The organism is Streptomyces sp. NPDC043878 (assembly GCF_056435735.1).
This window is the reverse complement of the sequence record NZ_JBWKDW010000004.1, coordinates 230,682-252,268: the sequence shown is the minus strand read 5'-3', so window position 1 is coordinate 252,268 and position 21,587 is coordinate 230,682. Positions and strand designations below refer to the sequence as shown.

13 protein-coding genes and 1 pseudogene are annotated in these 21,587 nt (G+C 68.4%); 9 read left to right on the top strand and 5 right to left on the bottom strand.

What is annotated here, in order from left to right:
- Positions 1-633 precede the first annotated feature (633 nt).
- From AC07AZ_RS08825 to AC07AZ_RS08815, 3 genes are read left to right on the top strand one after another with little or no spacing between them, the layout of a single operon-like run.
- The gene (locus tag AC07AZ_RS08825; protein ID WP_478845282.1) at positions 634-1,056 is read left to right on the top strand and encodes a hypothetical protein; all 423 of its coding nucleotides are present in this window, start codon (positions 634-636) and stop codon (positions 1,054-1,056) included.
- Positions 1,053-3,122 carry a DEAD/DEAH box helicase family protein gene (locus AC07AZ_RS08820; protein WP_478845280.1) on the top strand — a complete coding sequence of 690 codons (2,070 nt, stop codon included), beginning with the start codon at positions 1,053-1,055 and terminating at the stop codon, positions 3,120-3,122. Before AC07AZ_RS08825 ends, AC07AZ_RS08820 begins: the two co-directional genes overlap by 4 nt.
- Entirely contained in the window at positions 3,112-5,841 is a 2,730-nt protein-coding gene (locus AC07AZ_RS08815) for a TerD family protein (protein ID WP_478845278.1), read from the top strand. The genes AC07AZ_RS08820 and AC07AZ_RS08815 overlap by 11 nt, the downstream gene beginning before the upstream one ends.
- 849 nt (positions 5,842-6,690) lie before the next feature.
- Here the strand turns inward: AC07AZ_RS08815 and AC07AZ_RS08810 are convergent.
- The 4 genes from AC07AZ_RS08810 to AC07AZ_RS08795 form a co-directional block, all read right to left on the bottom strand.
- Entirely contained in the window at positions 6,691-7,806 is a 1,116-nt protein-coding gene (locus AC07AZ_RS08810) for a DnaB-like helicase N-terminal domain-containing protein (protein ID WP_478845276.1), read from the bottom strand.
- A complete protein-coding gene (locus AC07AZ_RS08805) occupies positions 7,806-9,044 on the bottom strand; it encodes a DNA cytosine methyltransferase (protein WP_478845365.1) in 1,239 nt (412 codons plus the stop codon). The genes AC07AZ_RS08810 and AC07AZ_RS08805 overlap by 1 nt, the downstream gene beginning before the upstream one ends.
- Before the next feature lie 5 nt (positions 9,045-9,049).
- Positions 9,050-9,178: a hypothetical protein gene (locus tag AC07AZ_RS08800; protein ID WP_478845274.1), complete on the bottom strand. Its 129-nt coding sequence runs from the start codon at positions 9,176-9,178 to the stop codon at positions 9,050-9,052.
- A 77-nt stretch (positions 9,179-9,255) separates the two neighbouring features.
- Positions 9,256-10,995, bottom strand: a complete 1,740-nt coding sequence (locus AC07AZ_RS08795; protein WP_478845272.1) for a type IV secretory system conjugative DNA transfer family protein — start codon at positions 10,993-10,995, stop codon at positions 9,256-9,258.
- Here AC07AZ_RS08795 and AC07AZ_RS08790 point away from each other — a divergent pair.
- The 6 genes and pseudogenes from AC07AZ_RS08790 to AC07AZ_RS08765 form a co-directional block, all read left to right on the top strand.
- Positions 10,951-12,447, top strand: a pseudogene (locus AC07AZ_RS08790) (thiopeptide-type bacteriocin biosynthesis protein); the annotation flags it as partial. The gene AC07AZ_RS08795 and the pseudogene AC07AZ_RS08790 overlap by 45 nt on opposite strands.
- Entirely contained in the window at positions 12,444-13,712 is a 1,269-nt protein-coding gene (locus AC07AZ_RS08785) for a lanthionine synthetase C family protein (protein WP_478845270.1), read from the top strand. The pseudogene AC07AZ_RS08790 and the gene AC07AZ_RS08785, both read left to right, overlap by 4 nt.
- A gap of 24 nt (positions 13,713-13,736) precedes the next feature.
- Positions 13,737-15,827, top strand: coding sequence for a methyltransferase, FxLD system (fxlM, locus tag AC07AZ_RS08780; protein ID WP_478845268.1), 2,091 nt, complete (start codon positions 13,737-13,739; stop codon positions 15,825-15,827).
- An 87-nt stretch (positions 15,828-15,914) separates the two neighbouring features.
- Positions 15,915-17,039, top strand: a complete 1,125-nt coding sequence (locus AC07AZ_RS08775; protein ID WP_478845266.1) for a hypothetical protein — start codon at positions 15,915-15,917, stop codon at positions 17,037-17,039.
- Positions 17,040-18,164: 1,125 nt separating this feature from the next.
- Positions 18,165-18,362, top strand: coding sequence for a helix-turn-helix transcriptional regulator (locus AC07AZ_RS08770; protein ID WP_266586917.1), 198 nt, complete (start codon positions 18,165-18,167; stop codon positions 18,360-18,362).
- Positions 18,359-19,747: a tyrosine-type recombinase/integrase gene (locus AC07AZ_RS08765; protein WP_478845263.1), complete on the top strand. Its 1,389-nt coding sequence runs from the start codon at positions 18,359-18,361 to the stop codon at positions 19,745-19,747. Before AC07AZ_RS08770 ends, AC07AZ_RS08765 begins: the two co-directional genes overlap by 4 nt.
- A gap of 161 nt (positions 19,748-19,908) precedes the next feature.
- Here AC07AZ_RS08765 and exaC read toward each other — a convergent pair whose 3' ends face one another.
- Complete coding sequence (exaC, locus tag AC07AZ_RS08760) at positions 19,909-21,432, bottom strand: acetaldehyde dehydrogenase ExaC (protein WP_478845261.1); 1,524 nt, start codon at positions 21,430-21,432, stop codon at positions 19,909-19,911.
- Between the last annotated feature and the right edge of the window lie 155 nt (positions 21,433-21,587).

The window sequence follows — 21,587 nt, the reverse complement described above, 5'->3', positions numbered from 1 at the left end:
CCCCTGCGCTGTCAGCTGTCGCCTCAGATGCCTTGGGAACGTACCTGACGGGCTAGCTAAGGAGGTGTGAACTTTCCGGAATCTGCCGGTAGTTGACGCGAAAGCTACTTTGCCCCCGCATACGTCTCAACCGGCGGACGACCGTCTGCCAGGGGCGCTGACCTGTGGCGATGCTCCGTTCGCTGCATCTGACCTGCCGCTATGCGTCTTTCGCTGCCTTTCAGGGTCATTCCGTGTTGGGTAGCTGATGCTTCCCGCATGCTTCCTGAAGCGCGTTGCGCGAGGCCGTGAACAGGGCATCTTCGTTGATATCGCCACTTGCTTCAGCTGGCGGGCATATGGTTCGCGAGGTGGCACTACTTTGGCGGGGCGCGGGAGACGTGCTACCCGGGAGATGGTCAGCAGGGGTATGGCAGTTACCTGGCGGCTGAGGCAGCGGAAGCGGGAAGAGCGGGGAACGTGGCGACGTGGTTTGAGCGAATGGCGGCCCTTCCCGGCATGCATTTCACGGGTAGTCCTGGTGTTGTTCGCGAGGCGCTGCCAGAGGCACGAGTCCGCCCCGAGGTGTCGTACGGATCACCGATGTGGCCGACCGCTGAGGGAAGTACGTCGGCAACGCCGGCCAGTCGGCATGTGCCCATAGAGGCGGACGGAGCGGACCTGGTTGCCCGGGTCTGGGAGGCGCTGGAGCTTCCCGGTGGGGCGATGGACTACCACTTCGTCCTGCAGGGCGCGGTTGACCGTTTGTGGAGCGGTCGGCGCTCATACCCTGAAGGGCTTGAGCTGCTTGAGGTGTTTGCGCTGCTGGACCTGGAGTTGATGGAGGCAGCCCCTCAGGCGGTGTCCTTCGACACCGGTCCCGTCCCGGAGTCGTTCGTGCATGTGACGTCCGTGGCCCGGCTCATTGTGCTGCTGGAACGCGAAGGCGCTCTCGAAGAAGCTCTCGGCGTGGCACAGCGGTTGGCCCGTTTCGGACAAGGAGAGGACGCGGTGGCCCGGCTGTCGGAGAAGGCCGGTGCGTTGCTGCAGGAAGATGCGGTTGGCGGGGCTGCATGAGCACGGGACTGGACCAGCTGATTCCTTCGGCCTCGTATCTGGAAGAGGCGTTCCTGCGCTGGGTGCTCACTCCGGCTGCCGAGCGGGGCATCGTGGCGTACGTGCGCAGCCAGCATCCGGTGACGGTCAACGAACGCACCTACCGGCTGGACTACCTGATCTCAGGCGAGTCGCTGCAACTGGCCGTCGAATTGGACGGGTTCACCTTCCACAGTGACCGGGGCGCCTTCACCTACGACCGGCTACGGCAGAACGACCTGGCCGCCACTGGACTGACGGTGCTGCGGTTTTCCTATGATGCGGTGCGCCTGGACACCGCGCGCTGCGTTGCCCAGCTGCAGACGATGCTGCGCCAGGATGCGGCGCTCGCACCGCTGGTGGTCGCCGTACCGCGCATCGTGGTCCCGGAGATGGCGGGGGATGCCTTGCGGGCGGCCGATCCGCCTCTGGGCGCTCAGCCGTCGGCCGGTGGGTCCTACTTCGCTGGTGTGCGCGCTTCGGTGGCCCGGGAGCCCTTGCGGGCGTGCCAGGACGAGGCTCTGGCCGCGCTGGCCAACTACTACGCGTCCGGAGGACGGCATGCGGCCACGGTGATGGCGGTCGGGGCCGGCAAGACCGCGCTGGGAGTGGCGGCCGCGTTGTCCTTCAGCAGGCGGCGGGCGCTGGTAGTGACTCCGGGCTCGGTCATCCGTGGCACGTTCGCCAAGGCACTCGATCCGGGTATGCCGGGCAACGTTCTGTACGGGCTGACGGGCGGCCCGCTGCTGCCGGGCGCCCGCCCGCCGGCCACGCTGGTCCTGGACAGGGACGACGGGCAGATCAGCCGGGTGAGCCGGCAGCGGCTGCTGGCCGCGGATGTGTTGGTCACGAACTTCCACGCGCTGGGCACCGGCGACAAGGACGGGGACCTGCTGGCCAAGCTGGAGCCGGAGGATGTCGACTTCATCGTCGTGGACGAGGCACACATCGCGGCCAGTGCCTCCTACCAGCGGCTGTTCGCCCACTTCGAGGGAGCACGCACCCTGTTGATGTCGGCGTGCTTCCAGCGCCTGGACGGCAAGCCGATCGACGCCGATGTCGTCTACCGCTACCGGCTGGTGGACTCCGTCGCGGACGGCTCGGCGAAGAACCTGCGTGTGCACCGGTTCGCCCCGGAGGCGGCGACGACGGTGTACGAGGCGGTGTGGCCCGACGGACGCCGCGAACAGATCGTGGGCCGTGATGCTCTGCTGGCCGCCCTGGGAGGCGAGCGGAAGATGGCTCGCATCACGGCGCAGTCCGAGGCATCGATCCGGCACGTGATGACCGTGACGCGGGCCTGTCTGGATGCCCAGGCCAAGCTGCTGGCCCCGGTCAAACCCAGGGCGCTGTTTGCGGCGATGGGTGAGGCCCATGCGCAGCAGATCGCCCGGATCGCCGAAGAGCACGGCATCCCCTGCGGCACGCTGCACCACACCATGTCGGCGTCGACGATCAAAGCCACCCGGCGGCGTTTCGAGTCCGACGCGGGAGACCTGCAAGGCATTGTGCAGCTGCGGATGCTCGGCCAGGGCTACGACTTCCCGCCCATCACCGTGGTGGTGCCGGTGCGCCCCTATGGCAGCTTCGGCGAGTTCTACCAGTTCATCGGGCGTGGTGTGCGCGTACTGAGGCATCCTGGCCTGGCTGTCGACCAGCAGTACCTGGACGTGGTCTGCCATGCCGAACTCGGCCTGGAGGACCATCTGGAGACCATGTGCGCGGACAACGACATGGATCCAGCAGTGCTGCTCGACGTCCCGCTGATCGACCCCACCACCCTGGAACAGGTACAGGACGGTGACGGCACTGGAGAGGCGGCCTCTGATGGCGCAGTCCCAGGCGGGGTTGATGCGTTCGTGCTGTACGAGCAGGGGCGTGTCGAACAGCGGGTGGTGCACGATCTGGGCCGGGTGGAAGCTCGGCGGGCGGAGCGGGAGATGCAGCTGATGGCCCAGCGCTACGCCGTCTACGCACAAAACACCGCGACGCCGATGCCGTTTGAACAGTTCGTCGAGTACATGCGGAGGCTGACCGGTGGCCATTGACGAGCCGCGCTGGTGGCAGCCTGTCATCGGCGCATCCCCCGAAGACGGGCTTGCCTTGGAGGCGGCTGCCGGGCAGCACCAGCGCTTCGCCGAGCTCGACGCGCTCGCGGCCCGGCTGCTGGCCGCTGCACTGAGAGGCCAGCGCGTGGCTTCGGTGATCAGAGGCAAAGGACCACAGGCTGCGGACAGCGTTGAAGTGCTTGGGCTCAGCGGGTCGGAGGAGGCTTGGTGCGTTGAGAAGTTCGGTGTGCGGGAGCAACAGCAACGCGGTGCGTGGTACCTGCCGCAAAAGCTCTCCGTGAAGGCAGGAGCAGTCAACCTGCCGCATCTGTTGCGCGAACGCGCCGCCCACGCGGTGACGTTGGCCACCGATGACACCGCTCGGGTCAGCGTTGTGGAGGGCGCGGACGCGGTACTGCTGTGGGCGCTACTGGTGCCGTTGTTCGAGGCGTTGCTGGAGCCGGTCCGGGTGCGGGCAGCCGGACCGGCCGGGACCGTCGAAGACCAACAGGAACAGTGGGCCGGTATCGAAGAACGCTACCGTCTGCTGGGCCTGGGCCAGGATGCGCTCGAGGAGTTCCGCTTCGGCGGCGGCTGGCACCGGCTGGACCGGCGCGGGCAGCAACGCGCCCGCCTCCGGCTCCTGGACACCCTCACCGCCACTGATCCTCTGCAACTCGTCACCCGCCACCGCATCCAGCAGACGCAGGCACTCATTGCCAGCTTCGTCAAGAAGGCCAAGGCCGGTACCGCTCTGGCCAGACGAGTCCTGACCCGGGCGCTGCAGCCGGTGGTCTCCGGCTACTTCGCTGGCAACTGGCTGACCGTACTGGACTACCTGCAGGCGCCACCGCACCCGGACGAGGAAGTCATCACCGCGCTGCCCGAGCCGCGCCTGTACGTGGGGATGTCCGCCCAGGCAGCTGGCATGGCCGCTGAGGCGGGCATCCCGGAGGACGAAATCCATGCCATGCTCGCGGCCTTCCTCGGTGGCCCGACCTCCCTTTCCCCCGTCGAAGAACGTGTTGCAGCCCTGCGTGGCTGGTGGACAGGCTTCGACCACACGCATGCTGTCCAAAGCCCTGGCATGCGGCCGCTATGGGGACTCGTCGACAACGAGATCATGTCCTTCGCCTGGCAGGACGACCATGGAATCACCCAGCAGCTGTACCGGCAGGTGCTGCCCGCCTCCGTCAACGAGCAGGTGGACCGCCTCTGGCAGTCGGTGACGCTGCAGCGCCACCCTGGCGCCATCGTCAGCAATCCCCGGCCCCACCAGCTGATGGCCCAAACGATTGGCCCCGCCCTGGAGTTCTGGCACGGTGTCGCGCTGACCGCCTGGTTCGTGTGCGAAGGCCCTTACTCCCGCGCCCCTCTGTCTGGTGTGGCTGACTATTACAACCGTCCCCTCACCGCGCTGCATGCCGTCGGCTGTCCTGTCTCGCCGGATCTGTTCGAGGAACTGCGCATTGCTGAGCGGCATTTGGGGCCGGAGGAGGAGATCGTCCGGGAGCGCAGGGAGCTACCGGTGGACACGGCGATCGGTTCCTTCACCCTGACGATGAGTCACAGCAGCGGCAGCCGCCGCGAAGGCTTTGAGCGGGTGCGTGACATCGTCACCCGCCATCGCCGTGCCTGGGCAGAGCAGTATCTCGACGCCTACCTGGAGGGGCGGTGGCGCGCCGCGTTGGAAGACGTTGCCCGTGCCCATCACCGGTTCGTGGCCGCGAAGGGCAAGCCGCCTACCTTGATTCAGTTCGCCCAGTTCGCCACCAACGCTGCCAATCAATGGACCGGTGGTGACCTCGGCGCCCTGTACACCGCGATCGGCGAGCCTGCTGCAGCCCAGCAACAGCGTCCGGCTCGTCTACTGCCGAATGACGGCCACGTCTTCGCCCAGCGCGTTTACACGGCGCTCGGCGGCATTGCCGTCGACAACGACCTCCGCATGAACCAGCCTGAAGAAGCCCAACGGCAGTGGCAGCTCAGCCGCCTGGCCGAGGAAAGCCTGCGCTATGTGCAGCTCTACGAGGCCCTCGGACATCCGCCTACACCTAAACAGTTCGGCGCCCACCGCCTGGCCTGGCCCTGGCCTGGTGAAGAAGCCGAAGGCTGGCCCCTCTTCCAGGACGCCCTCGCCGCGCTAACCGGTACCAGCCGACCCGCAGAGGCATCCGACGCGGATGCGGGCAAGGCTGCCCCAGAGGCACAGCACGAGGCCGGGAACGCGCTAGGCAAGGGCGCTAATGCCCATCTCGCATCCGAGCGGGTAATGGTGCGCGTCACCGCCACCGGTACGCCCGTTGATGTCTCCGCCGTCCTACTTACCCGCCACGGCAAGGTCCGCAGCGACCAGGACCTCGTCTTCTATAACCATCCCCACCACGAAGGAGTCCGCACCGACGGTGACACCATCACCGCGGAGCTGCCCGAGATTCCCGACGACATCCACACCGTGGCAGTCATCGCCAGCATCGACCTCGAATCCCAGCCCATGGCTGTCTTCGACCAGCACTCCACTTGGCGCGCGGACATCACCCAACCCTCCGGTGAAAGATTGTCCTTCGAGGCAGCTCCCTTCGTTTCGCGCGAGACCGTCGCCATCGCTGTGGAGGTCTATCGACATGGTTCGGGCTGGAAGGTGCGTGCTGTCGGCCAGGGCTACGACACTGGGCTGGCGGGCTTGGCCGCGGACTACGGCATCAACGTCGATTCCTAGTGCCGTTTGTCAAGCCGCTCGGGCCATTGGCGGTGTGAGCTCGTAGCATCGTCTGTCGCGCAGGAGAGCGCAGAGAACGTTGACCCTGGCGGCGGGCGAGCGCCATGACGGTCTGGGTGTGGCGTTTGCCTTTGGCACGTTGTGACCGATGGTTACCGAGTCGGGCCTTGGGAGCACGTGCCGCACGCGGTGCGGCCTCCTCTGATGCTGGTCAGAGTGAGTGTGATGTCCGTGTTGCACATGCAGCGGCAGCGCCACCGGTCGGTGGCTTTCCCGGGAGAGGGCTCCAACGGCTCGAACCCGGCGGAGCGCGCCTCCGCGGCGGCTGCCGCGGGATCGGTTCGGCCGCCGGGCGCAAGGCTGGAGGGAGGTCGCTCCACCGTGGCCCGGAGGTCGAGTACGGCCGTCTTGTCGGTGTCTGGGAGAACGAACTGTTGATCGCTGCCGTAGTTCTCGTCGGTGTCTCTGCGGAACCTCTTGAGGAGGAGCGGTAGACCGCACACGGGGTCCACCAAGGCCGCCACGGTGTTGTGCGGCCCCGGGCCCTGCTCGCGGGCATGGGTGGACTGCAGGACCATCCGTGCCAGCCCAGTACGGCTCCTCACGGTCGATCCGGGCCAGGACCATGGTGCGCTCGTCGAGAGAGTCGAAGCCGTGGGCGGCCAGGAGGGCCTGTGCGGTGCGTCTGCGCCTGCCGGGGCGTGCGACGACGGCGGTGGGGTGGGCGGGATGGACGCGAGGAAGACCTGGGCGTCGAGGCGGATGGGGCGTCGGGAGGAATGCCGGGCATGGAAGGCGTACTCGTTTCGGTCCCGGCCCGGTCGGCGGACGGCCGGGCCCGATAGTGGGTCATCGGTGGGCGCGCGGGCTGAGTAGTGCGGGCTGGGGCGGAGGACCGGTCGCGTGGGGCAGTTGCCCGCGGCGTGCCGGCTGGCTTTTGGTGGGAGCGGGCGAGGGTGTTGTGGCGCGCATCCAGCGGGTACGCAGGGAGTTGAGGTCGGCCAGGGCGCGGCGGCTGCCGGTGACGAACTGGTGGGGGGTGTTGGCCAGGTCGTCGGTGTAGGCGGTGATCCGTGCGGCGACCGTCTGGGCGCGGGCGAGGAGAGCGCGTTGGAGGATCTTCTCGCCCCAGTACTCGGGTGAGCCGGCGGGCGTGGAGACCAGGGCCATCAGGTCCTCGGGTGTCAGGGTGCCGGTGAGCACGCCGTGGTGCTGGGCCTCGCCGAGGACGGTGACGGGGTCGACCATGTCGCCGCGGTGGACCAGCGAGGTGATGGACTGCCAGAGCGCGGCGTGTAGCGGCAGCAGGAAGTCCGCCTCGGTCAGCCACCTCATGTGCTGGACCTCCGCCGGGTAGGCGGTGGTGGTCGCAAGGAGGAGGCGTTCTTCGTCGAGGTCCTCCTCGCTGGCTGGCCGTGGGACATCCGCAGGGAGTGGGGTGCGGGGGAAGGAGCCGGGGTGCGAGGCGAACTGTGCGGCGAGGGCGTCCAGGGCGACGCCGATGTCGTCGGCTATGCCGAGCGTCGAGGCGACCGGGTTGGGCAGGCCCGGGTCCGTTGCGGTGGACGCGAGACGCTCGGCGTGGGCGCGCAGAACCCTGCGGGCACTGTCGGCGCGGATCATCCTGGCGTACGCCGCCGCGTGCTTCGGCAGCGGGCAGAACTGGATGAGGACGTGAAGGTAGGAGGCGTTCAGGCCGGGAGCGTGCGGACGCGCCTGGTCCAGCACAGCGTTGAGCCAGGCGGTGTCCTTGGCATGGTCGGCCGGGTCGGGCGGCGGGAGCGTGCGGATCGCGGTGAACAGCGCGGCGTGGGTGTGGCTGTCGAAGAGGTGAGCGATCAGCGGCTCGGTGTCGGCCAGTCGCGCAGGTTCCAGGAGGAGGGCGCCAAGCAGGGCCTGCTCGGCGTAGTGGACCAGCGTCGGCACGCGGTCGAGGTCGTCGTCGGGTTCGGGGGTGTGGGGCATCAGGCGGCGAGCTTGAAGTCGTCGGGGTTGAAGGGCTTGTTGAGGTGCGGGGCGAGCAGGTGGGCTGCCAGGCGCGGGGGGACGGCGTTGCCGATCTGCGAGAAGGTCTGGCCCTTGTTGCCCTGCCACGGGTAGTTGGCGGGGAAGCTCTGCAGCACGCCTGCTTCCCGGGCGGTGATCTTGATTTTGGTCGGCGCCGCTCGCTGCTCGTCGTCCGGAAGGCCGGAGGCGGTGTCGGCGACCCAGGTGCACTCGTTGGCCCGGTGGCCGAAGAACAGGGTGCCGGCGGGCTCGTCGGCCCGGCGCACGGTGGCGTTGGTCTGGTTGTTGCTGCGCAGTGACCACGACCAGCGGTGCGCCTCGGCGGTGAACGTGGATGCCGGAGCATCTTCGGTGTGGTTCTCACCGGGCCGGGAGGCCAGGACGAGTTCGGCGTCGGGGTGTGGTGTCCAGGTGCCGCGGTCGCGGGCGTCGGTCAGGGTCTTGCGTGAGCCGGAGGGGAAGGGTTCGGGGCCGCCTCCCGGGCCGCCGCCAGCGCACACGGTGGGCACAGGACGGTCTGTGGCGCCCCAGCCCAGGGCTTCGGCCATGGGTACCCAGCGGGCGCGGCCGGGCCCGAACAGCGACTCCGGTTCGGCGGACTGTGCGTGGGTGGGCGGCGGAGGTTCGGCGGTGCGGGTGCGGGAGGCGAGCAGGATCGCCCGCTTTCTCGTCTGGGGGACGCCGTAGTCGGCGGCGTTGAGGATGCCGGTCCATACCGAGAATCCCCAGGCCCGCAGGATCGCCGCGTACTGCCGCCACAGGGGCAGGACATCGGGGACTTCTTCCATGAGCACCCACTCGGGCTCGCCCACCGTGTTGAGGGCGTGCAGGTAGCGCATGGGCTCGGCGGCCAGAAGGGAGCGCTGGTCCGCGCACGCGCCGAGCAGTTGCTCGCGGGTGTCGCGTCCGGCGGCAAGGTTGGCGACGGCCTGGTGAACGAGGGGCTGGTCAACGAGGCCGAGGCGCTTGCCCGCCATCGACCATGCCTGACAGGGAGGGGAGGCGATCAGCCCGAGGGTCCGGCCAGAGAAGATCCAAGCCGGATAGACGGCGACGTCGGTCCGGATCGTCAACTGCCCTGCCTGGGCACGGGTTTTGCAGGCCCACTCATCCCACTCCAGGCCCACATCTCGCGCGCCGAGGACGGTGAGCGCGTGGCTCCAGCCGCCGGGCCCGGCGAACAAGTCGAGGATGATCCGCCTCAAGAGGGCAACCCGAAGCAGAGCAGGCCGATGTGCCGGGTGGCGGCGAACAGGCAACTTCCATCACTGGTGATCCGGTGGTCGCGCAGCTCGGCGAGGACGGCATCCACGGCTTCGTGCGGCTCCATGTCGTCCAGGTCGGTGGGCTCGTAGGTGTGAATGGGCGCCTCCGTGGGCGAGTTGAGTGGGGGAAGGCGGGCGCGGACTAGGCGGCGGTGCCGAAGTCGGTCTGCTTCGGGGCGGCCTTGGCGACGGCGCGTTCGGTGATGCCCTTGGACGCGAGGGCGGAGGCGGCGGATAGATCGCCGGCGCCGGGCTCGAGATACCAGGGACGCAGGTCGAGCATGGCCGCGCGCATGCCGGTGGCGAATGCGAGCGCGGTGCCCTTGGGCAGGGCGCGGATGGCGTCGGCAGCCAGGATGCGTTCCTGCCGCATGCTGACGGACGTGGACTTGCCGGACTCGGAGGTCGAGGTGGAGGTGGTCTCGACGTCGTGGTCACCGATCAGGCGGGACAGCTTGTCAGCGAAGTCCGGGTCGTCGATGCCGGACCCGATGACCTTGATCGTGGAGGCGGACCACATGGCGTCCATGCCGGCGTCGCCCCAGACTTTCTGGCCCTGGCGGTAGCTCTGCAGGATCGTGATGGGGATGATCCCGCGGCTGCCGAGGTGGGAGTACAGGTCCGGCAGGTCCGAGATTTTGCAGACGTTGGCGGCCTCGTCGAGGATCGCCAGCATGGGCGGGTCGAGGCGTCCGCCGGCGCGTTCGGCCTGGGCGGTCGCGGCCCGCATCACGGAGTCCGCGCACGCGGCGATGAGGGCCGAGGCGCCGCCACCGCCGTCCTTCGACAGCAGATAGAGCGTGTCCTTCGAGGTGACGAACTCACTCGGCTTGAACTCCGCCACGTCCTTCTGCGGGGTCACCCATGTGGCGATCTCGCTGTTGAGCAGGGCGGCGGCGTACTGGCGGGCGGTCTCGTAGATCCCGTCGCGGGTCTCCGGCGGGCCCTCCACGGTGCCCTTCAACTGCGCGGCGACGGCGGCGAACCCGTGATCGCGCAGGACGTCCAGCGGGGTCCGGTCGGCAGGGAAGGCCAGCCACTGCATCACGTCGGTGATCGGCCGCTCGTCGAGCGCGGCGGCCAGGAACAGCTGCGAGAGGATGTTGGAGCCCGCCTTGGACCAGAAGTCGCCCTGCTGGGAGGCGTCCACGCTGGCGGCGAGGAAGTGGCCGGCGAGGCGGCCGGCGCCGTCGAGGGTCTTGGCGTCGGACAAGGGGTTCCACCACATGGCCCGTTCGGCGTGGGCGATCTGCTGCGGGTCCATCGACCAGGTCCGGCCGACGGCCGCCCGCGCGTCGAGCGTGGCCGTGTAGGCGTCGCCCGCCGCCTTGTTGGAGGTGAGCAGGACCGGGCCGGGTGCGTTGAGGATGGAAGGGATCGCCAGCGACGTGGTCTTGCCGGACCGCGGTGCCATGATCGCGACGGCGACGTCCTCGTACCCCATGCGCACTTCGTGCTTCGTGCCCTGGAGGTTGCCGAGCAGGATGCCGGTGTCAGCCGGCTCGAGGCGCTTGGCGTCCTTCAGACTCGGGCGCAATGATCTTGCCTTGGCGGTGATGGCCTTGGACAGCAGCGGCTCGATGTCCCGCTGCTTGGCCATCCCGGCGACGCGCTTCCTGCGTCCGCCGTTGCCGTCCTTGTGCCGCTTGTACAGCACGACGGCCGTGATCCCGAGTGCGAGTAGCACGGTGCCGGGCAGGATGCGGGTGCCCAGCAGCAGGGAAGTTTCGCCGAGGCGGGGCCACAGCTGGTCGGGATGGAGGAGGGCCTGCACGGGCTGATAGGGCGCGCGGGGACCGGTGTCGGTGGCCCAGGCGGTGAGGTTGCCACCCAGCCGCGCGCCCCGCGAGTCCTGCCCATCGTGATCAGCCTCCAGGAACACAGGGCTCCCGCAGACGATGTCCTCACACCTGCGGACCTGGCGGTGGGGTGTGACGGGCGCCGCATGTACCTGGCCGCCCCCGAGCGGGGCCAGCGCATCGAGGGCGTCGGGTTGCACGCGCTGAACCTCCACACGCACACTCCGCCGCTGGTGCGTTTCCTCACCGAGTTGTGCCGCGCTCAATGCGCGCAGGTCACCGTGTTCGACTGGGGCGCCGCGGTGGCGATGCCGTTCCTGCCGCGCCTGCGGTATGGGCGCACGGTGCTTGCCCCGGCCCGCTGGCGGCTGGAGGCGACCGAGTTGCCGGGCCGCGCATGTCCTTGGGCCGAATGGGACGCCGCCCTCACCGACTGGCGGGCTCGGCGGCGGCTACCTCGGCGGGTCTACCTCGTGGAGGACGACCGGCGTCTCCTCCTTGACCTCGACGAGGCCGGCCACCGGACGTTGCTGCGCCAGCACCTCGACCGAGTGGGCCCGACCGTGCTCGTCGAGGCCGCGGAACCAGGGGCGTTCGGTTGGTGCGACGGTCGCGCCCACGAGGTAGTGGTGCCGCTCAAGGCGATCCGGCCGCCGGCGTGGCCGGCGCTTCCTGTGCCCGCACCGGCTCGCGCCCTCTCCCCAGCCCAGATGCAGACCCCGGCCGCTTCGTCGGTGTTGCTGGCCACCTTGTATGGGGACGCTCGCCGCCAGGACACTCTGCTCTCCTGCCACTTGCCCGATCTGCTCGAACGGCTCGGTGGGCCGCCGTGGTGGTTCATCCGCTTCCGCGACCCCGAGCAGCACTTGCGTCTGCGCATCGTGCTACCCACGCCGGAGGCGTTCGCCGAGACGGCTCGAACCGTGAGTGGGTGGGCCGAGGAGCTGAGCGGCGCCGGTCTGCTGGCGGACTTGCGGTACCCCACCTCCTACCGGGAGATGGGCCGTTGGGGATCCGGCCCTGCATGGGACGCGGCCGAGGAAGTGTTTCGGGCGGACTCGCGCGCCATCCTGGCCCAGCTCTCGCAGCCGCGGCGCCCACACCAGCGCACGCTGGTGGCCGCACACACTGTCTCTATCGCCTCCGCGTTCCTCGGCAGCACTCAAGCCGGGATGCGCTGGCTGATCGACCACATCCCGCCCACAGCGCCCGTACCCGTACCGCGCCCGCAGTTCACCGATGCCGTACGTCTGGCCGACCCTGGCCACGACTGGGCGGCATTGCGCGGCGCACCCGGAGGAGCGGCGATCGTGTCGGCGTGGGCCGATCGCGACGCGGCGCTCGCCGCGTACCGGCGGCACCAGCCAGGTCCCCACACGCAGGGCATCGCCCTCGATGACGCCCTGACCTCACTGCTCCACGTCCACTTCGTACGGCACATTGCGGTGAACTTCCCTGAAGAAGAGGTCTGCCTCTACCTCGCTCGCGCTGCCGCCCTGGCCTGGACCGCCCGCACCACTGGGAGGACACGATGACCGCGCAGGCCGGGCTGGACCTGGCCGACGCCGTTGCCGAGCAGCTCGCCGACCCCCACACGGCGTACCTTGGGCCAGCGGTCTCTCGTCGGCAGCACCTTGCCTATGGCTTGCCCGGCATCGCGCTCCTGCACATCGAGAGGGCTGCGGCAGACCTGGGGCCGTGGCAGCGCGCCCACGACTGGCTCGCCGCCGCATCCCGCGAACCGCTCACCAGCGGCCCCGACAGCCACCCCTTCTACGGGGCGCCCGCCTTCGCGCACGCTCTGGCCTGCGCCGCCGATCACCTGCTCGGCGCCTACCAGCGCTCGCTTGACACTCTCGACCGACAAATGACTGACGACGTGAGGCGCCGCGTCGACGCCGCACACCGCCGCATCGATGCCGGACTCCTCCCAGCGCTCGCGGAGTTCGACACCATTCGAGGCCTGAGCGGATACGGCTCCTACCTCCTGCGCCGCAACCCTGGCAGCGCCGCCCTGCGTGCCGTACTCGACTACTGCGTACGCCTCACCGAACCGATCACACCCGACGGCGAGATCTTGCCCGGTTGGTGGACGGACACGGGGCCCTCGGGCCGCGCGGACGACCGTTTTCGAGGCGGACACGCCAACAACGGCATGGCGCACGGTATCGGCGGCGTGCTCGCGCTCCTGGCGCTCGCCGCCACGCAGGGCACCTTCGTCGACGGCCACGACGACGCACTGGGCCGGATCCTGCTGTGGTTGGACCGATGCCGAGAGGACACCGGCCGAGGCCCGGCGTGGCCGTACTGGGTCAGCCGGGACGAGCTGCGCACCGGCCGCCTCACCTCGTCCACGCCGACGCGGCCGTCATGGTGCTACGGCACCGCAGGCCTCGCCCGCGCCCAGCAACTCGCCGCCCTCGCCCGCGGCGACGACAGCCGTCAGCTGGACGCCGAGAACGCGCTCGTGGCCGCCCTCACCAACTCCGCTCAGCTCAAGGCCACGACGGACAACGCCATGTGCCACGGCTTCGCCGGCCTCGCCCACGTCGCCGCCCGCGCGGCCGACGACGCTCACCCCTCGACCGCCGGACAGCTCCGCGCCACGATCCCGGCACTCCTAGCCGCAGTCCACCCGCCGGACACCGACCCCGCCCACGCCGCCACGACGCTCATGCAGGACGAGGAGCGCGGACCTGGTCTGCTCGACGGCGCAGCCGGTATCGCACTGGCCCTCCTCGCGCCCAGCACCGCCGAACCACCCCGATCCAACTGGGACGCCTGCCTGCTCATCTCCTGACCCCGTCGACCGAAGGACACCCGCATGCCCCCGGACCGCTCCGACCGCTGGCAGCAACACAACATCACCTTCGCTGACCGCGAGAGCGCCCAGCGCGCGATCGTCGAACGCGTCGCACCTGTCCTCCTCGCCGCCGAAACGGACGGGCAGCTCACCGGCTGGTGGTTCATGAACAAGCAGCCCTGGCCGCTGCGTTACCGCGCGGACGAGCCTTCACCCGCCGTCGAAGCGCTGCTGAGCGACCTCGTCCAGGACGGCACGGCCGTGTCATGGCTGCCCTACGTCTACGAACCCGAGACCCACGCCTTCGGCGGGACCCAGGCCATGGGCGTCGCCCACGACCTGTTCCACAAGGACAGCCGCCACCTGCTCACCTATCAACCGGGCCCGGAGCAGCTGGGACGCCGGGAAACCGCCGTGCTGCTGGCAAGCGTGATGACGCGGGCGGCCGGCCTGGACTGGTTCGAGCAGGGCGACGTCTGGGCAAAGGTCGCTGCCCTCCGACCGGCCAACGGCCTTCTGCCTTCTGCGCGGGCCGCCGAACTGGCGCCCGCAATGCGGAAGCTGATGACGGTCGACGCCCAGAGCCTGTGCCGCCCGAACGGTCCGCTCGCCGGGCACAACGAGTGGGTCGCCACTTTCGAGCGGGCGGGCACCGTGCTCGCCGACCTCGCAGGCCGCGGCGCCCTCACCCGCGGTCTGCGAGCCGTCATTGCCCACCACGTGATCTTTCACGCCAACCGCGCCGGTCTCCTCCGGGACGACCAAAGCGCCATGCCCAACATTGCACGAGAGGTAATCATGGGAACGAGTGACAACACCGCGTCGACCGACGAGGCAACGGCCGAGACGGCTAGCGTCAGGGCGGTGAACACCGACACGATGGCCACCCCCACGGCTGACGCCGAACGTCTCCGCAACGCCCTGGTCGACCAGCTTCGCGCGGACGGGCACGCCCGCACGCCCGCCGTCGAGAATGCGCTGCAGACTGTGCCCCGTCACGTGTTCGTGCCTGACGCGTCACTCGAAGACGCCTACGCCAACGCACCAGTGCACATCAAGTACGACACCGGAGGCACATCGATCTCGTGCGCTTCCCAGCCGGGCGTCGTCGCCCTCATGCTGGACCAGCTCGACGCCCAGCCCGGCGAGCGCATCCTCGAACTCGGCGCCGGCACCGGCTACAACGCCGCTCTCCTCGCCCACCTGGTCGGAGAGAGCGGGCACGTGACCACCCTCGATATCGACGACGACCTCGTGCAGGGCGCTCGCGCACACCTGGCCGCAGCCGGTCTCACCAACGTCGAGGTCATGACCCGCGACGGGGCCCTCGGTTACGCCGAAGGAGCGCCGTACGACCGGATCATCGCCACCGTGGGCGCTCACGGCGTGCCACACGCATGGATGCAACAGCTCGCCCCCGGCGGCCGGCTCCTCGTCCCCCAGCGCCTGAAGGGCACCGTCTCCCGGTCCATCGCCTACGAGCAGCGCGACGGCCGATGGGTGTCTCTCGGCAGCGAAATGAACACCTTCATGCCGCTCCGGCGGGGCATCGCCGACGACGACCGCCGCGTCATCCCGCTCAGCGCAGACGGCACCGTCCGGCTTCAGGCCCCCGCTGGGCAGAACATCGACGCCGATGCCCTCGCAGGAGTCCTGGATCAGCCGCGCACCGAGGAGTGGACCGGCATGATGGTCCGCGCCATGGAGTCGCCGGAGTGGATGGAACTGTTCGTCACCTGTTCCCTTCCCTCCGGCCTCATCCGGATGCTGTTCCCCCAGAACGCCAAGGGCACTCTGCTCACGGAGGACCCCTACCCCTCGTCGACCGCAGCCGTCGACAAGGGCGCCATCACCTACCTGGCGCGACGCGTGTCGGAGAAGAAGACCCCCGAGGGCGACAAGCTCTGGGAGTTCGGCGTCATCGGCCACGGCCCCGGCAGCGACGAGCTCGCCACGAAGGTCGCCGACGCCATCCGCACCTGGGACCGCGCATACCGCGGTCGCGAGGCCACGTTCGAAATCCAGCCCCTCGACGCCCCCGCCATCGAGCAGCGCCCCGGACTCTTCGCTCTCGACACCCCGCTGAACCGCATCGCCGTCGACTGGCGGTGACGCCCCTTGCCTAGCGGTCGGTGCCCGCCGACGTATGGCTGGCGGGCACCGTCGCCCCAGCACTTCTCACTCACGCCCGGGGAACTCATGGACCCGCACGGACCCATAGCCCAGCGCTTCCCGCTCGTCGCCCGATTCCGGCCCGCCTGTCTGCCCTTGCCCGAACGTGTGGGCGGTCTCGTCGACCTTGCCGAGACGGCGGTGAAGAAGGGCGACCAAGGGCTCGCATCCGCTGTCTACAACCAGGCCGCGCTCATCGCCTCCGATCTCGGCCTGCCCGACCTGGCCCGCCAGATGTGTCACCAGCACGCCGCCGCCTACTTCGACGCGTGCCCCCTGCCCGGCATGAGCGCAATCCGGGGACTGGAACCGGTCGTCAACCTCGCCCGCCTCCAGATCCGCGCCGGCCACACCGACGAGGGACGTCAGCACCTACTCGACCTGTACAAGGCCGTCGAGGCAGGCACAGCTGCCCAGTTCGAGGGCGTCGCCGTACCGGCGGACCTCACTGCGACCGACGAGGACCGCCGCGAGGTCCGCGCGTGGATGTGGCGCGTGCTCCTCGCCGATGGGACCCGTACCCTCACGACCAAGGGCCGTTGGGCCGAGGCCAAAGCACATATCGAAGTTCACCACGGCGTAGGCAAACGGATGCTCGATGGGCGCCAAGTCGCCGTACTCGCCACCCTCGTCGCGGGTGACACGACATGGGCCGCTGCCCTCCTCGCCGACACTGTGCCCGGCGATCCGTGGGAGCAAGCCGTCACGGCCTGCCTCACCGTCCTGTGCCGCCGAGATGCCGGCCGGCTGGTCGACGGCCACCTGGCGGAATTGGTGACGACCTACTCCGAGCGGAAGGCCGAACCCGGGATGACCGTCTTCGACATCCGGCTCGGCCTGACCATCCTCGACGCGATCGGTTCAGCCGAGGCGCCCGGTGCGCACAACATTGTCGAGCAGCTGCACCGCAGGATGACGGAGGCTGAGGACGGCTACGCGGCCCGCGAGAATCTGCAGCACTCTCTGTTCACCGCGCTTGCTTCGGACCGGCAAGTGCAGGACTGCCGCGTTTTGGTTCGCGCCTGCGCCCTCGGGGCGGGGTCCATCCCCGACAAGCTGCAAGGACAGCTGACGTCGGCTCTAAGCGCCAGCGACATCGTGATCCGGGACGGCCTTGCGCGCCGCTCCAATTCCGGGCGTACAACTCGGTGATCTGCGTGAGTGATCAGCCAGGCACCCCCTTCCCTCAGACAGTTGTGCGCGCCCGGGATTTGGCGCCGACCTCGGTCAGCTGATCACTGCATCGCTTCAGCACTGGACCATCGGCATCGCATGCATCGGTCACCGTCCGGGAAGTCGGCCGCATCCACGGCGAGGATCATCAGGGGCGAGTGGGTCTGTGTGACGAGGCTCCGGGATTCGCCGACGGCAGACGAGGAAATGGCCCACGGGACTGGAACCCAGTCCGGGATCATGTCAACGTACAACGACCCTGAAAACACCAGGTCAGCCACGGGGTGCGGCATTGAAGGGCAGCCTGCGGAGGGGCTGGCCGCTATGGCGGTACGCATCCCGCGCTGCTCGGTCTCACGACCGCGTCCCGCTCCGAGGAGGTCCACCTGCCGAGTCCCGCCTTCCGATTCGCCCTCATCACGCGCCCTATGCCGCTTGGCATTGGCAGGGATTTGCTTGTAACGCGGTTACCCCGTGGCCGAGAGGTGCTTACGTACATCGCTGCGCACCACAGCACCGCAACGCGCCACGGAGCCTGGATTGTTGGCGCTGTGAGGTCGTAGGGCCCGTAACCTCGACCGGCTCACCGGCGGCAGGCTGCCCGTGCTCGTCACAGATGGCCACCCTCGCCCTCCGCTCGTACCGCCTGGCCTCGTGACCTAGGCGGAAACAGGCGCGATGAGCACGCCTTCGCAGTGCAGGGCGATACATAGCAGAAGATCCCCGGTTACCGAAACCGGGGATCTTCCAGAGCATTGATGGTGTTCGCATTCGGCTGTGCTTGGCGGTGGAGCCGTGGCGGACACAGTTGGCAGAGCCGGACGCATACGAGAGGAGATAGTGGGAGGCTGTTGCCAGCTGCTGCTATATCAATGACCAAGCTTTCATGCCCACGGCCACTGCTACTCGCTACACAAGGTCTCCTTCCGGACCGTTCGTATGTGCGCCGAGAAGAAATCATCCGTTGCATCTATACGTGATACCCGGCTGCGTCTTGTCGTCCACTCCGGGACGGCGGCCGCGCAGAAATTGGGATCTCTGCTGCATGCGATGCGCGCCTGGATTTCCGACATGAAGCCTTTCTTAATGTGAAGGTGATATTGCATGGCTCGTCCTCCGGCGCTGAAGCTCACCGAGGTTCTCGCGGAGATTCGTATGAGTCCGTCGGCGTTCTACCGAATGCGCGCTCGTGGGCAAGCGCCCCGCATGATCAAGTTGCCCAATGGTGAACTCCGGTGTCGTCGTGCTGACCTGGATGCCTGGTGGGACATGTGCGAGAGAGATACTGATAATTGGCGATGAGTTACAATGTCCGTTTCTGGGACATACGGGAGCGCCCCGATCGGCGCAAGCCGTTTATGGTCCGGTGGACGGTCAACGGGCGCGAAAAGTCAGAGTCATTCATGACCGTCGGGCTCGCCGACAGCAGGCGGTCAAAGCTGATGACCGCGGCTCGCGATGGTGAGCCCTTCGATGAGCACACAGGGCTGCCAGCGTCCGAGCTACGAGCTATCAAGCAGCGGACGACATGGTATGACCTTGCGCACGAATACCTCGACCAGCGTTGGGACCGCACACCGGGAAACACCCGCCGCACACTGGCCGATGCATTCGCCACCATCACGCCTGCCCTTGTGCGCTCTGGCGCGACCTATCCGGAGCCGCGGGTGCTGCGGCGAGCGTTGTACTCCTGGGCGTTCAACAAGAAGGCGTGGGAGAAAGAGCCAGTTGAGGAATGGCGGCAGGCGCTGGACTGGATGAAGCGGAACTCCCTGCCCGTCAGCGCTCTGGCGGAAGCCGATGTGCTGCGACGGGCGCTGGACGCCCTGTGTCTCAAGCTGGACGGCAAAGAGGCTGCGGCCAAGACGGCACGGCGCAAGCGGGCTGCGTTCAACGAAGTCCTCAACATTGCTGTGGAGAAGGGGTACTTTGCGGAGAATCCCCTCAACGGGCTCAGGTGGCACGCTCCAGCGGTCAACGAGGAAGTGGACCCGGCTGCCGTTCCCAATCCCGCCCAGATTGCCCGGCTGCTCACGGCGGTTGCCCAACAGCGCGGGCGCGGCCCTCACCTGGAGGCCTTCTTCGGCTGCATGTACTACGCGGCGATGCGGCCTGCGGAGGTCATCCATCTCCGGCTCGAACAGTGTCATCTGCCCGAGACCGGCTGGGGGATGCTCAACCTGTCGGGTGGCGTCGTCACGTCAGGCAAAGAGTGGACGGACGGCGGTTCGGTGCACGAGGTGCACTCCCTCAAGCGCCGTGCGGCTACCGCGACTCGGCCTGTGCCCATCCCGCCGCAGTTCGTACGCATGCTCCGCGCACACATCGAACGCTTCGGTGTGGCGCCGGACGGCCGACTGTTCCGGAACCAGGCCGGCAACTACGTGGACGCAGCTGCGTACGGCACAACGTGGGCGCGGGCACGGAAGTACGTGCTGACCCGTACAGAACTCGCCTCCAAGCTGGCAAAGCGGCCCTACGATCTCCGGCACGCCGGGATCTCGTTTTGGCTGTACTCCGGTGTGGACCCCGCCGAGTGCGCTCGTCGCGCGGGCCAAAGCATTGAGGTCCTCTTCCGCCACTACGCCAAGTTCCTGGACGGCGTCCGAGAACAGGCCAACCGCCTCATCGAGCAGTCCATGCAGGAGTGGGACCGCGTCAGTCAGGGCGCGGAGTCTGAAGGGTGAGTCGGCGTTTGGTCCGTGACTGGTCCGGAAGTACTGGTCAGGAGCGGGACAGCGGTGGGAGGAAGTGGGAGTTATGACGTAAGTCGGTCCTTGCCCCGGACGGGTCGAGAGGAAGGCGCCTGACGGGCAAAAGCCCAGGTCAGGCGCCTTTTTTCGTGCCTCTAGAAGAAGCCCAGCTTCCTCGGCGAATACGACACCAGAAGGTTCTTGGTCTGCTGGTAGTGCTCCAGCATCATCTTGTGCGTCTCCCGGCCGATCCCCGACTGCTTGTAGCCGCCGAACGCGGCGTGGGCCGGGTAGGCGTGGTAGCAGTTCGTCCAGACACGGCCCGCCTGGATCGCGCGGCCCGCCCGGTAGGCGGTGTTCATGTCGCGGGTCCACACGCCCGCTCCGAGGCCGTAGAGCGTGTCGTTGGCGATCTTGATGGCGTCGTCGAAGTCGTCGAACGACGTCACCGAGACCACCGGGCCGAAGATCTCCTCCTGGAAGATCCGCATCCGGTTGTCGCCCTCGAAGATGGTCGGCTGGACGTAGTAGCCGCCCTTCAACTCGCCGTCGTGCTCGATACGTTCGCCCCCGGTGAGGACCCTCGCCCCTTCCTGCCGGCCGACGTCCAGGTAGGACAGGATCTTCTCCAGCTGGTCGTTGGAGGCCTGCGCGCCGATCATCGTGTCCGTGTCGAGGGGGTGCCCGGGTTTGATCAGCTCGGTGCGGGCGACCGCCGCCTCCAGGAACTCGGCGTAGTGGCCCCGCTGGATGAGAGCCCGGGACGGGCAGGTGCACACCTCACCCTGGTTGAGCGCGAACATGGTGAAGCCTTCGAGCGCCTTGTCGCGGAAGTCGTCGTCCTGCGCCCAGACGTCGTCGAAGAAGATGTTCGGCGACTTGCCGCCGAGCTCCAGTGTGACCGGCTTGATGTTCTCCGAGGCGTACTGCATGATCAGCCGCCCCGTCGTGGTCTCTCCCGTGAACGCGACCTTCGCCACCCGCGGGCTGGATGCCAGCGGTTTGCCCGCCTCCACTCCGAAGCCGTTGACGATGTTCACCACACCCGGGGGCAGCAGGTCCGAGATCAGGCTCATCCAGTAGTGCAGCGAGGCCGGCGTCTGCTCGGCGGGTTTGATGACGACCGCGTTGCCCGCGGCCAGCGCCGGGGCGAGCTTCCAGGTGGCCATCAGGATGGGGAAGTTCCACGGGATGATCTGCGCCACGACACCCAGCGGCTCGTGGAAGTGGTACGCCACCGTGTCGTCGTCGACCTCGCCGAGGGAGCCCTCCTGCGCCCGGATCGCCCCCGCGAAGTAGCGGAAGTGGTCGATGGCGAGCGGGATGTCGGCCGCCAGCGTCTCACGTACCGGTTTGCCGTTCTCCCAGCTCTCGGCGACCGCCAGCGGTTCGAGATGCGCCTCCATCCGATCGGCGATCTTGCGCAGGATGGCGGAACGCTCGGTGACCGACGTGCGGCCCCACGCCGGGGCGGCCGCGTGCGCCGCGTCGAGCGCCCGCTCCACGTCCTCCGCCGTGCCGCGCGCGACCTCGGTGAACGGCTGCCCGTTCACCGGAGACGGGTTCTCGAAGTACTGACCCCGGGCCGGCGGCACGTACTCCCCGCCGATGAAGTGGTCGTAGCGCGCCTGGTAGGAGACGATCGCGCCCTCGGTGCCGGGAGCCGCGTAACGGGTCATGCTGGTGGCCTCCTTCAGAAGCGCTGCCCGCCGTTGGGCAGCTCTCGGCGCGAGGCTAGGAACCGGGAGGTTGCAGGGACGTTGCGGGTGCAGCGGGTGCAGCGGGCGTCGAGCGAGGGGACGGTGCGCGGGGCACGGACGGCCGGCCGGCCGGA